General features: G+C 67.7%; 14 protein-coding genes. 7 read left to right on the top strand and 7 right to left on the bottom strand.

What is annotated here, in order from left to right:
• Window positions 1–6: 6 nt before the first annotated feature.
• A complete protein-coding gene (locus tag VFR64_11215; protein HET9490310.1) occupies window positions 7–465 on the bottom strand; it encodes a MaoC/PaaZ C-terminal domain-containing protein in 459 nt (152 codons plus the stop codon).
• Between the two features lie 145 nt (window positions 466–610).
• Between VFR64_11215 and VFR64_11210 the strand changes: the two genes are divergently transcribed.
• The 5 genes from VFR64_11210 (at window position 611) to mqnC (ending at window position 6,096) form a co-directional block, all read left to right on the top strand.
• Window positions 611–1,786 (top strand): TRAP transporter substrate-binding protein, encoded by a 1,176-nt coding sequence (locus tag VFR64_11210; protein HET9490309.1) that lies wholly within the window; start codon window positions 611–613, stop codon window positions 1,784–1,786.
• 97 nt (window positions 1,787–1,883) lie between these two features.
• Window positions 1,884–2,435 carry a TRAP transporter small permease subunit gene (locus VFR64_11205; GenBank protein ID HET9490308.1) on the top strand — a complete coding sequence of 184 codons (552 nt, stop codon included), beginning with the start codon at window positions 1,884–1,886 and terminating at the stop codon, window positions 2,433–2,435.
• Window positions 2,432–3,751, top strand: coding sequence for a TRAP transporter large permease subunit (locus tag VFR64_11200; GenBank protein ID HET9490307.1), 1,320 nt, complete (start codon window positions 2,432–2,434; stop codon window positions 3,749–3,751). The genes VFR64_11205 and VFR64_11200 overlap by 4 nt, the downstream gene beginning before the upstream one ends.
• A 104-nt stretch (window positions 3,752–3,855) precedes the next feature.
• Window positions 3,856–4,935 (top strand): aminofutalosine synthase MqnE, encoded by a 1,080-nt coding sequence (gene mqnE, locus VFR64_11195; protein ID HET9490306.1) that lies wholly within the window; start codon window positions 3,856–3,858, stop codon window positions 4,933–4,935.
• A 78-nt stretch (window positions 4,936–5,013) separates the two neighbouring features.
• Entirely contained in the window at window positions 5,014–6,096 is a 1,083-nt protein-coding gene (gene mqnC, locus VFR64_11190; protein ID HET9490305.1) for a cyclic dehypoxanthinyl futalosine synthase, read from the top strand.
• Between the two features lie 18 nt (window positions 6,097–6,114).
• Here the strand turns inward: mqnC and VFR64_11185 are convergent, their stop codons facing one another.
• The 4 genes from VFR64_11185 to VFR64_11170 form a co-directional block, all read right to left on the bottom strand.
• Window positions 6,115–6,945, bottom strand: a complete 831-nt coding sequence (locus VFR64_11185) for an MqnA/MqnD/SBP family protein (GenBank protein ID HET9490304.1) — start codon at window positions 6,943–6,945, stop codon at window positions 6,115–6,117.
• Between the two features lie 64 nt (window positions 6,946–7,009).
• Complete coding sequence (locus VFR64_11180; GenBank protein HET9490303.1) at window positions 7,010–7,579, bottom strand: PHP domain-containing protein; 570 nt, start codon at window positions 7,577–7,579, stop codon at window positions 7,010–7,012.
• A gap of 16 nt (window positions 7,580–7,595) precedes the next feature.
• Window positions 7,596–7,991, bottom strand: a complete 396-nt coding sequence (locus tag VFR64_11175; protein ID HET9490302.1) for a hypothetical protein — start codon at window positions 7,989–7,991, stop codon at window positions 7,596–7,598.
• 170 nt (window positions 7,992–8,161) lie between these two features.
• Window positions 8,162–8,608 carry a RidA family protein gene (locus tag VFR64_11170; GenBank protein HET9490301.1) on the bottom strand — a complete coding sequence of 149 codons (447 nt, stop codon included), beginning with the start codon at window positions 8,606–8,608 and terminating at the stop codon, window positions 8,162–8,164.
• Window positions 8,609–8,779: 171 nt separating this feature from the next.
• Between VFR64_11170 and VFR64_11165 the strand changes: the two genes are divergently transcribed.
• Window positions 8,780–9,154, top strand: coding sequence for a response regulator (locus tag VFR64_11165; GenBank protein ID HET9490300.1), 375 nt, complete (start codon window positions 8,780–8,782; stop codon window positions 9,152–9,154).
• Between the two features lie 214 nt (window positions 9,155–9,368).
• Here the strand turns inward: VFR64_11165 and VFR64_11160 are convergent, their stop codons facing one another.
• Both VFR64_11160 and VFR64_11155 read right to left on the bottom strand, forming a co-directional pair.
• Window positions 9,369–10,739, bottom strand: coding sequence for an IS1380 family transposase (locus VFR64_11160; protein ID HET9490299.1), 1,371 nt, complete (start codon window positions 10,737–10,739; stop codon window positions 9,369–9,371).
• Window positions 10,740–10,843: 104 nt separating this feature from the next.
• Window positions 10,844–11,275 carry a septal ring lytic transglycosylase RlpA family protein gene (locus VFR64_11155; GenBank protein HET9490298.1) on the bottom strand — a complete coding sequence of 144 codons (432 nt, stop codon included), beginning with the start codon at window positions 11,273–11,275 and terminating at the stop codon, window positions 10,844–10,846.
• A gap of 216 nt (window positions 11,276–11,491) precedes the next feature.
• On the opposite strand from VFR64_11155, the gene VFR64_11150 reads away from it, so the two are divergent.
• Window positions 11,492–11,926, top strand: coding sequence for a hypothetical protein (locus tag VFR64_11150; GenBank protein HET9490297.1), 435 nt, complete (start codon window positions 11,492–11,494; stop codon window positions 11,924–11,926).
• Window positions 11,927–12,126 lie beyond the last annotated feature (200 nt).

Below are 12,126 nucleotides of genomic sequence, written 5' to 3'. Positions count from 1 at the left end.
GGGCCGTCAGGACTTGGGCGAGGACCGGCGTTCGACCATGAGGTCCGTCTCGCCCTCTTGCACCACCTCGCCCCGCTGATTCAGGACCCTGCGCTCCAGCGTGACGAGGCCCCGGTCGGGCTTGGACGTCTCCTTCTTGGCGACGACTCTGGCGACGACACGAATCGTGTCGCCGATCTTGATGGGGTTCTTGAACTTCCAGCGCAATCCCACGAAGGCCAGCGTGGCGTAGGCGGGGGTGGCGCGGGTGAAGAGCCCGGCCTGGATGGCCAGCCCCAGCAGCCCGTGGGCGATGCGCTCACCGAAGATGGATTGCTTCATGAATTCGGCATCGGTGTGGAGGATGTTGTAATCGCCCGACAGCCCGGCGAAGAGAACGATGTCGGTCTCGGTGACGGTCCGTCCCGGCGACTCGTACGCCTCGCCGACCGCGATGTCGTCGAAGTACCTGCGGGCCGCCGCCATGCCGGCGTAGGATACCACAGCGCAGCGAGCCGGATCGCCCGGCCGCCTTGACTTTGCTTCGAGCGGTCGCCTACACTCCGCCGCGTCGGCGGCGAGCCTGCCGACTCGGCGCATGATCGCTCCGACACTCCGTGGAGGTGCTCCCATGAGGCAACGCCTGTCGATTCCCCGCCCGGCGGTTTTCGTAGTCTTGACGGTCCTGGCGGCGATCGCCGGCCTGGTCGCCGACGGACCGGCGCCCCCGCCGGCTACCGCCCAGGCTCCCACCGTGCTGAAGATCCAGGCCAGCTGGCCGGCCTCGCTGACGATCTACGAGCACCTCCAGTTCTTCGCCGAGCGGGTGGCGAAGCTCTCCAACGGGCAGCTCAAGATCGAGCCCATGCCCGCGGGAACGGTCGTCCCCGCCTTCGAGGTCCTCGACGCCACCAGCAAGAAGGTCATCGACGGGGCCCACACGGTGGCGTACTACTGGGTCGGCAAGAACAAGACGGCGGTGCTGTTCACCGGCGGCCCCGGCGGCAACTTCGGGATGGACGTCGTCGACTACCTCGGCTGGATGTACCAGGGGGGCGGCCTGGAGCTGTACCAGCAGTTCTATCGGGACGTGCTCAAGCTCAACGTGATCCCGCTGCCGGCGTTTCCCACCGGCCCCCAGGCACTCGGCTGGTTCAAGCGGCCCATCAAGAACTTTGCCGACTTCAAGGGCATGAAGTGCCGCCAGACCGGCATCTCGGCCGAGATCTACACGGAGATGGGCATGCGCGTGGTGAACCTGCCCGGAGGCGAGATCCTGCCCGCGGCCGAGCGGGGCGTCATCGACTGCGCGGAGTGGGTGGGCGGCATCGAGGATCTCCGCCTGGGGTTCCACAACATCTGGAAATACCACTACACCCCCGGAATGCACGAGCCGGTGACGGTGGGCGAGATCCTGATCAACGGCGACATCTGGAAGAGCCTGTCGCCGCAACACCAGGAGATCATCAAGTCGGCGACGACAGAGGCCCTCATCCTCTGGTACGCGAAGTGGCAACGGCAGAACGCCGACGCCCTCAAGGAATTCGTGGAAAAGCACAAGGTACAGGTGTTGAAGACTCCCCCCGACATCCTGGTCGAGTTCCTCAAGACCTGGGACAGGATCGCGGCGCGGGAGGCGGAAAAAGACCCGTTCTTCAAGAAGGTCCTGGAATCTCAGCGCCAGTACGCGGGAGTGGTCGTCCCCGCCAAGCGGTTCCTGTTCCCGCCCTACGACTTTGCCGCCAATCACTACTGGCCGGTCAAGAAGGCCGCCGCGCCGGCGGCCAAGCCGGTCGGCAAGAAGTAGCAACGGGCGGGCGCCATCGCGTGCGAGGGGCTAGCCGGCCGCTAGCCCCTCGCTTTTCTCGGCTCGAGCCAGGAGTCGTCAGGAGGCCGCCCGGCCCATGAGACAGGGGCCCCCCGGATTCGTCCGGGTCATCCGGACCATCGACGCCTTCAGCGAGTGGAGTGGCAAGCTCTTCGCGTGGATGATCCTGCCCCTGGCCTTCGGGCTCGCCTACGAAGTCGTCGCCCGGTACGGGTTCAACGCCCCCACCCTCTGGGCCTACGACCTCTCCTACATGCTGTACGGCAGCCACTTCATGCTCGGGGCCGCCTACGCCCTGGTCAAGGGCGCGCACGTCCGCACCGATTTCTTCTACGAGAAGTACTCGACTCGCAAGAAAGGCGTCATCGACGCCACCGCCTATCTGGTCTTCTTCTTCCCGGCGATGGTGATGTACTTCGCCTCCAGCATCGACGACGCCATCTATTCGTGGGAGATCGGCGAGCTTTCGGAGCAGACGGCGTGGCGGCCCATCCTGTGGCCATTCAAAGCCTCCGTGCCGCTGGCGGCACTGCTCCTGATGATCCAGGGGGTCTCGGAATTCCTCAAGAGCCTCTACGCCGCTCTGACCGGCCGGGTCCTGGTCAAGACCGAGGCCATCCAGGTTTGACCGGCCACGAGATCCTCGGCCTGGTCATGCTGGCCGTGATGATCCTCGTGATCTTCATCGGCTTCCCCATCGCCTTCACGCTGCTGTTCCTGGCCTTGACCTTCGGCTGGATCGGCCTGGGCGCCCGGGTGTTCGACCTCAGCTACTTCCAGACCATCGGGCTCATGAAGGAGGAGGTGCTGGCCGCCGTCCCGCTCTTCATCTTCATGGGCTACGTCACCGAGCAAGCCGGCCTGATGGAGCGCCTGTTCCGGGCCTTCCGCCTGGCCTTCGCCCCGCTCCGCGGTTCGCTTTACCTGGGCGTGATCCTTACCGCGACGGTGTTCGCCATGGCCACCGGCATCGTGGGAGCCGCAGTGACCGTGCTCGGGATCATGGCGGCGCCGGTCATGATGAAGAGCGGCTACAGCCCGCGGCTGTCGGCCGGCGCCATCGCCGCCGGCGGCACTCTGGGCATCCTCGTCCCGCCCAGCGTCATGCTGATCGTCATGGGGCCCGTCATGGGCGTCTCCGTGGCCAAGCTCTATGCCGCCGCTCTCGGGCCGGGGCTCCTGCTGGCCTCGTTGTACATCGCTTACTGTCTCGTCCGCAGTTACACGGACACGCGCGTGGGGCCGCCCGTGCCTTTGAACGAGCGAGTCTCGACCGTCGAGATTATCCGCGAGGTGGTCATCGGCACCCTGCCGCTGGCCCTGCTCATCGCGGCCACCCTGGGCAGCATCCTCGGCGGCCTGGCCACCCCGACCGAGGCGGCCTCGGTCGGCGCCACCGGCGCCCTCATCCTGGCCGCGCTCTACCGCCGCCTCACCCTGCCCGGGCTCAGGACCGCGGCCTTCAACACGCTCGCCACGTCGAGCATGGTCCTGCTGCTGGCCGTCGCCTCCAATGTCTTCGGCGCGGTGTTCGCCCGCCTCGGCTCGGCCGGCGTCATCACCAAAACCCTGATCGGCATGCCCGTCCCGCCGTTCGCCATGCTCCTCATCGTCATGGGGCTGATCTTCGTCCTGGGCTGGCCCTTCGAGTGGCCGGCCATCATCCTGGTCTTCCTGCCCATCTTCTACCCGGTGATCCAGGGGCTGAAGTACGACCCCGTCTGGTTCGGCGCGCTGCTCGCCGTGAATCTACAGACCGCGTACCTGTCGCCCCCGGTGGCGATGTCGGCCTACTACCTCAAGCAAGTCGTGCCCCAGTGGGACCTGCGCCTGATCTATCGGGGCATGGCCGACTTCATGGTCATCCAGCTCATCGCCCTGGCGCTCGTCATCCTGTTCCCCCAGATCGCGCTCTGGTTTCCCCAGTGGTTGTTCGGCGATTGACGCCGGCAGCCGCCGCGCCGACGTTCACCGGGGCATTCCTTGACACTCGGGGAGCCCGCTCGCTAGAGTCACAGCGACCGACCGCTCGAGAGGAGGAGCGTGGCGTGCGCTTCGCGGATCCGCGCCTGCAGCCGCTGTGGGAGAAGCTCAGCCGCGGCGAGCGTCTGGGCCGTGAGGACGGCCTGACGCTGTTCGAGACGGACGACCTGCTCGGGGTGGGGCGCCTCGCCGATTGGGCCAAAGCCCAGCGCGAGGGCGATCGCGTTTACTTCGTCATCAACCGCCACATCACCCCGACCAACGTGTGCGTGCTGTCCTGCGCCTTCTGTGACTTCGCCCGCAAGAAAGGCGCGGCCGGCGCCTACGAGCACACCATCGAGGACATGGTGGCCATGGTCCGCGAAGGAGTCCGCGAGGTGCACATCGTGGGCGGCCATCACCCGGACTGGCCCTTCGAGTACTACGAGCGCATGATCGGCGGCATCCACGCGGCCCATCCCGGCGTGCAGATCAAGGCCTTCACGGCCGCCGAGATCGACTACTTCTGGCGGCGCTGGAAGCTCGAGCCCAAGGAGACGCTGACTCGGCTCAAGGCGGCAGGGCTCATGTCCATGCCTGGCGGCGGCGCCGAGATCTTCTCACCACGCCTGGCCCGCGCGCTTCGCTACACCGGCAAGGCCGACGCCGACCGGTGGTGCGAGATCCACGGCATCGCCCACGCGCTGGGCATCCCCACCAACGCCACTATGCTCTACGGCCACGTGGAGACGATGGCCGAGCGCGTGGACCATCTGCTCCGGCTCCGCGAGCAGCAGGACGCCTCGGGCGGCTTCCTCACCTTCGTTCCCCTCGCCTACCAGGTCGGGACGACCCGGCTGCGGCCGCGGCAGACGCCGCCCACGGACAGCCTGCGCACCATCGCCGCCGCCCGGCTGCTGCTGGACAACTTCCCGCACGTCGAGGCCTACTGGGTCGTCCTCGGCGAAGACACCACGTCGGTCGCGCTGCATTTCGGGGCCGACGATGTCAACGGCACGCTGGAAGACGAGCGTATCCAGCACATGGCCGGGGCCCAGACCCCGGCCGGACTGGCCCGCGAGCACCTGCTGCGGATGATCCACGACGCCGGCAAGACCGCGGTCGAGCGCGACGCGCTCTACAACGTCGTCCAGATCTGGAATTGAGCCGCACGTTCCCCGACCACCAGGCCGCGCGGGATCACGCCGGGGCCCGGACGCCGGCACGCTGAACGGAGACGACGCGTGGAGCCGACGCCCGAACGGATTCGCGACAAGGCGCTCCAGGGAAAGCGTCTGGATCGGGAGGAGGGCCGCTGGCTGCTCACCCGGGCGCCGCTACTCGAGGCCGGGGAGCTGGCCGACGAGGTCCGGCGGGCCCGCCTGCCCGAGCGGGCCGTCACCTTCGTGATCGACTCCAACCCCAACTACACCAACGTGTGCGTCACCGACTGCCAGTTCTGCGCATTCTACCGGAAGCCCGGCGATCCCGAGGCCTACACGCTGTCGGTGGACGAGGTGCTCGGCAAGATCGAGGCGGCGGCGGCCCGGGGCGCCACCACGGTGCTGCTGCAGGGAGGGCACAACCCGGCCCTGACGCTCGAGTACTACCTGACCCTCGTGCGAGAAACCCGGCGCCGCTTTCCCGACATCACCCCGCACTTCTTCACCGCCTCCGAGATCCAGACCATGGCCCAGGTCGCCGGGCTCTCGATCGAGGACGTCCTGGATCGGCTGTGGGCCGCGGGCCAGCGGACGATTCCGGGCGGCGGCGCCGAGGTGCTCTCCGAACGGGTCCGCCGCCGCATCGCGCCCAAGAAGGGCGGTCCGGGCGCCTGGCTCGACGTGCACCGACAAGCGCACCGGCGCGGCTTCAGGTCCACGGCCACCATGATGTACGGCCACGTCGAGGAGCCGGACGACATCCTGGATCACCTCGACGCCATTCGCGATCTTCAAGATCGGCACCGAGGCTTCACCGCCTTCGTACCGTGGTCGTTCAAGCCGGGGAACACGCTGCTGGAGAAGTGGATCAAGCAGTACCAGGGCCCCAACGCCTACCTGAGGATGCTGGCCGTGTCCCGGCTCTACCTGGACAACGTCGACCACATCCAGGCCTCGTGGTTCTCCGAGGGCAAGCGGACGGGCCAGATCGCGCTGCATTTCGGCGCCGACGACTGGGGGGGCACGCTGTTCGAGGAGAACGTCCACAAGGCCGCCGACTACGTGAACACGATCACCGTCGAGGAGATCACCACGCTGATCCGGGAGGCCGGATTCACCCCCGTCCAGCGCACCACGACCTACGACGTCGTCCGGGCCTGGTAGGCAGGCTGGTCGAGGTGGCTAGACGGGATCCAGCGGGGGCACGGCGGGGATCAAGCCCCGTTGATGCGCCATCACGTACAGCCGCTCCAGGGCGGCCCGGCCCTCGGCGCCCAGCGTGACCGTGTAGTCGTTGACGTACATCAGCACGAAGCGCCTGCAGGTCTCCTTGTCGATGCCGCGCGCGTAACGCATGGCGTAGGCCAGCGCCTCGTCGACGTTGGCGTGTGCCCAGGCGATGGATTCGCGCAGCCCACGCGAGATGGCCTGGTGCAGCGCCTCCCCGAGATCGCGTCGCATCACGTTCACGCCCAGCGGCAACGGCAGCCCGGTGTCCCGCTGCCAGGCCTCGCCGAAGTCCATGACCTTCACCAGCCCCATCGTCTCATGGGTGATCTGCCCCTCGTGGATGAGCAGCCCGAGGTCGGCCTGCCCTTCCAGCACGGCGTCGGGGATCTTGTCGAAGGCCACTTCGATGAGAGGCGGCTCCTCGGGCAGGTAGAGTCGGAGCAGCAAGGAAGCCGTGGTGTGGCTGCCGGGAATGGCCACGACGCGGTCGGCGAGGCGTTCGCGCGCGACCGGTTCGCGCGCGACCAGGATCGGCCCGTACCCTTTGCCCATGGAGGCGCCGGCCTCCATGAGTCGGTAGCGATCGGCGACGAGGGTGTAGGCGGCGGCGGAGATCGCGGTGACCTCCAGCTCGGAGGAGCGAGCGCGCCGGTTCAGCGACTCGATGTCCGCCAGCACGTGCTCGATCTGAACGCCGGGGATCGCCACCTTCCCGGCGGTGAGGCCATAGAACATGAAGGCGTCATCGGCGTCCGGGCTGTGACCGATCTGGATCGTCCGCATCCGTGGCTCCCGCCTGTTGGCGGGCCAAGGCTATCACAGGCGCCCCGGCCGGCGCGCGCTCGGGCTAGCTCGGGAGCTCGGCCTGCCGGAAGCCCAGCTGGAAGTCGCCAGCCCGGATGGCCCGGATGATCGCGTCGCGCTCTCGAATGGCTTCGACTTCGATCCAGGCCCGTCCGAAGTGCACGGGCTTATGAGCGTCGTCGGTGGCGAGCTTGACCAGCGGGATCTCATCCGTGTGGTAGACGGGCCGATAGAGCCCGGTGTCGGTGACCTCGATGGCCTCGAGGTGCAGGCCGTCGGCCCGGATGACCTCCATCCGCCGGAGCGTCTCCTCCAGCGATAGCTTGTAGCGCGCCGGATGATTCAGCACGTAGAGCGTCTCGCGATCGCCCAGAACCTTCCCCACGTGCTGCGGGAAGGCGGTGTAGCTGAGCTCCACGCCGTGAAAGAGCAGCAGCCCGGGCGCCAGCCGCTCGAGCGCCTGCCAGTACGCTGCACCGATCAGGTCGTCGTGGTCGGTGATGGCGAGAAAGTCGTAGCCCAGCCGCTCGTATTCCTCTACCAGGTGGTGCGGCGACAGCAGACCGTCCGAGAAGGTGGTATGGGCGTGCAGATTGCCCTTGAGGAGCGGCATCAGGGGCGCGTCATCCTCAGGGACGCTCCTCGGTCTCGCCAGGGGGACCGCCCAGCTCGAACGCCAAGCCGAAGGCGAACCAGCCGCTGACCTCGCGGCTGATCTGCGCGGGCCCCACCGGCGCGCTGGGGGCGGTCCAACCGGCCAGGCCGGCCCGGCGCGAGGTCTCGGGGCTCTTCACCGACAGCGGCCCGATGAAGGCCGGCTCGTGCCGGACTTTCGGGGGATTCGGGTAGTAATCGGCATCGCTGGGACGGGTCACCTCACCGTGATCGCCCGGCGGGATCACGATCGGCTCGGGGGCCCGCTGCGTGGGCGCCGGCGCCTTGATCTCGACCCCTTGCGCGGACGCCAAGCCCGGCAGAGCCATCACACCGAAGCCCACCACCACGGCGGCAATCCCCCAGCGCATCGCGATCCTCTTTCCGGGAGAACGTCCCTCCCGGCCCTTTGGGGACCGCAACATCCATGCCAGAGCGCTGCGCTGGATTTTCATAGTGTTACGGCTATAGGGTAACCCCGGTGCGGGCAGTCTTGCCCGAATATGTCCTGGCCGGACCCCAGGCGGGACGCCCGAGCAGGTCAGCGGCTCGCCAGCACGGCGTCGGCGTCGATCTCGATGAGGGCGCCGTCGCGCACGAGCTGATCGACGCGTACCAGGGTGCTGGCCGGGTAACGCCCCTCACGGAAATAGCCGGCGCGGACCTCGTGGATGTCGCGCAGGGACTGCTGGTCGAGCTGCGTCACGTAGACGCGAACACGCACCACGTCGTCGAAGCTACCGCCCTCCTGCTCCAGCACGGCCTTGATGTTGTCGAGAACCTGACGTGTCTGCTCCTTCATGGTCCGGCCGACCACGCGGCCCTCCGCGTCGGTGGCCACCTTGCCGGAAATGAAGATCAGCGAGCAGCCGGGCAGCTCCACCCGCACGGCGTCCGAGAAGACCGCCGGCACGCTGCTCCCCCGCAAGGCGTCGATGCCGCGTGATCGGTCCCTGGCGAGATCGATGTAGCTCCGTGTGACCGCCATGACTCGTGACCCCCTTCGCCGGAGTGGCCGGCGGCGGGTAGGATACTCCAGCCAATCTGGCGCGCCAGAGTGGGAGAAGCTCCCTTTCGCCCTCGACCCTCGAGGGCCATAACTGCGCGTTTTGTCTACCGACGCTGGCCCGGCAAGCCTGTTGCTTGCCTGGCCTCTGTGATGCCACACGTCCTGGTCATCGAGGATGAGCCCACACTTCTCGAGCTGCTGGTGCTCGCGATCGAGAGCCACGGTTACGAGGTGACCGGGGTACCGCGGGCATCTCAGGCGCTCGACGTCGTGGACCGGCTGCACCCGGCCCTCATCGTGCTCGACGTCGTCATGCCGCCCAAGGAGCTCGACGGCATCCAGTTCCTCTTCAATCTCCGCAAGAAGCCGGCGGCCGCCGAAATTCCGGTGATCGTGGTCTCCGGGCTGGCCAACGTCATCAACCCGCACACCGCGAAGCACCTGGGCGTGCGAGGCCTGCACCTCAAGCCGTTCGAGACGCGAGAGCTACTGGCGCAGATCGACACGCTGCTCGGCCAGCCCTAGCCTGACCTATGCATGAAGGTGCACCGCAATGATGTTCGCCGGGCCCAAGAGCGGCCGTAGTGACCAGCTTCTGGGGCCGAGAGATGATTTCGGAGCGACGATTCGGCCACCGCGAAGCGCAGTGCCACCGCGCGGCCTTGTGCGAGACGCTGCAGAGAGGTGGCCGGAGAGGCACCGGTCGGGGTCGGGCGTGTCGGGTACTGGCGGGCGCTCGCTACAAGGTCGCGCCGACGGCGCGGGCGATCTGGCGCCACGTCGAGAGCCAGGGAAACGTCGTGGGCAGGTGCAGCACGATCCGCCGCACCGAACGCTCGACCCACACCGCCAGTTTGATCAGCCGCTCGCGCAGCGTGGTGACCTGGGCGTCGGCACAGGTGGTCGTGGCCGCCCGACGGCGCAGGTCCTGGAGCAAGATGTAGGCGGCCAGCGTGAGCAGCACGCGGAACTGGTTGGCCAGAAAGCGCGAGCAACTGGTTCGGTCCATCTCCAGCCCGTGATGCAGCTCCTTGAGCCGGTTCTCCACGTCGCCCCGTCCGCAGTAGAACTCGTAAACCGCCTGAGGGGGGTCGGCGAGGTTGGTAACGACGAAGCGCGGGTTGTTCTTGGGGGCGCGGCCCGGATGGCGGACGACCTCGGCCTTGATAATCACGCGCCGCTTGTGGGTCCATTTCTCCGCGGCGTACCGCGTCTCGCCGTACAGATGGGCGGTCTGGCCCGTCTGGCGCGAGCGCACGCGGGCCTTGCCCATCAGCCGGCGGGCGCGCGTCGCGAGCCGAGGATTGCTGGCCATCGCCACGACGTACTCGACCTGCTCGCGCTCCAGGAACGCGAACAGTTTGGGGCTGGCAAAGCCGCCGTCCAAGCGCACCCGGAACGTGGCCGTCGGAAAGGCCGTCCGCAACTTGGCCAGCAAGCGGCGCAAGATCCCGCGGGCGCCACGCCCGGCGGGCGCATTGCCCGGCCGCAGCACCGCCGCCACCGCGAACTGCTCGGCCTCCTCGTTGAAGGTCACGGTGGCCACCACGGGCAGGTAGCACCAGGTGTCGTAGTGGCCATTGAAGAAGGTGAACTCCTGCTGGCCGTGGGTCGGGTCGTCGGTGGGATCGAGGTCGATCGTGATCCGGGCGGCGCGCCCCTTGAGCCGCCGCTGCTGCTGCGCGATCACGGTGTCGGCCAGCGCGTGCGCCATGTCGCGCAATTCCGGCCACCCGACGGCGTTCTCGAACCGCGACAGCGTCGGCTGCGAGGCCAGCGCGAGCCCGGCGAGGGGATCGCGCTCGACCAGCAGTTTGTGGATGGCGTCGTCGGCCCGCCGGGCGGCGTCGTTGCAGTCGGCGTAGCCACAGGCCAGCCCGAACACGCGCTGGCGAATCAGCTCGATAGTCTGATGCCGGATCTTGCCGGGCTGGCGCTCGTCGACCAGACAGCCAGCCAACCGCTTGGTCAGGCCCAGGTGGGTATCGACGCTCTTGAGCAGGATGGCGCCGCCATCGGAACTGGCGTGAGGCGTGTCGAAGCGGGCGACGACCGGCCTTACGAATCCCTCGCCCTGGAAGGTGACTTGCGCTATACAGGGTGTGGCCATCGAGCCTCCTCGCACTTGTGCATAGAAACGCCTGAACACCGCTTCTATAGCACCTTCGAGGGGCTCGGTGGCTCTTCTCTTTCATCTTTCGCGAATTTTCCAGGCTAGCGCTCCCCCACCCGTTCGTCGGAAAGCGCGATCACCCGCACGCGCACGGGAATGACTCCCCGACTTACCGCCCCCAGGACGCGCGCGGCCGCGTAGGACACATCGATGATGCGTCCCCTCTTGAACGGCCCCCGGTCGTTGATGCGGACGTCGACCGATCGCCCCGTGTCGAGGTTGGTCACGCGCACCCAGGTCCCGAACGGCATGGTGCGGTGCGCGGCGGTCATGCGACGCATGTCGTAGACCTCCCCGCTCGCCGTCCGCCGGCCGTGGAAGGGATGGCCATACCAGGACGCCAGCCCGGACTCCTCGTTGCCGACGGCAACGGGGACGGGACGCGTGCGCACCGGCGTGGCGCACGCAGCGAGCGCGGCCACCAGGCACAGCGGCCCGAGGCGGCGTCGCGCCAGCATTCGCGCTGTCGGCATGTCGCCATTCTCGAAAGGCTTCGCCGCCGCCGCAAGAAATCGCGGCGCGATCCTGCTCGCCCGCGGGCCGCCGGTGACGATTTACGTCACACCGTGCCCAACTGGGCTGAGTCCATTCGGCCGCATCGCGCGACCGCGCGATCCACGAGGCCTTTGCTGGCAATGAGTTATCCCCGCGGGTCCGCGCATGGTATCGGCTTTGCTCAGGGAGTCGTCATGCGCAGGCGTGGCAAGCTCTGGCTGCTGTCCGTGCTCGTCCTCGTCATGGTCGCCGGCTGGTGGGCCCACACCAGCCAGACGGTGCGGGATCAGATCTGGTGGCTGGCCGGCCAGCCCGGGGTGCGGGCCGCCTTCGACGACGAGGGCGGTGGCGCCGAGGCGCTCATCGTTCTGATCTCCTTCGTCATCGTCACGCCGGTGGTCCTCATCGTGGCGGCATTGCTGCTGACCTTCATGATCAAAGTCGTCGGCGGATTCCTCTATCAGCTGCGCTTGCCGGAATTCATCTCGCTGCCGGTCGTCATGGGCGTGCTCGTGGTCGGCACCTACGCGATCCGCGAGGCCTGGCTTCCCGATTCTCTCTATTTCCTGGGCCTGGTGGCCCGCGCGTACCTGGTGTTCACCTCCTCGGTGCCTGTGCTGCCGCACTGAGGACGCCGGCGACGGCGGCGGCGCGTCCCGCGAGACTGGACAATAATCAGCCGCCGTCAGGGATGTCACCGTGGCAGCCCAGGTGTCAGCGCCGGGACAGCGTCGTACGGGCGCGCCCACCACAAGGTATTAGTTCTCCTCGCCCCGCCATCCTTGGCACGTTGCTGGCACCCGGGTCCGAGCATGATGACCAACCTGCG

The organism is Candidatus Methylomirabilota bacterium (assembly GCA_035709005.1).
Taxonomy (GTDB): Bacteria; Methylomirabilota; Methylomirabilia; order Rokubacteriales; family CSP1-6; genus 40CM-4-69-5.
The sequence above is the reverse complement of the archived record's forward strand: the minus strand, read 5'-3'. Positions and strand labels throughout refer to the sequence as shown.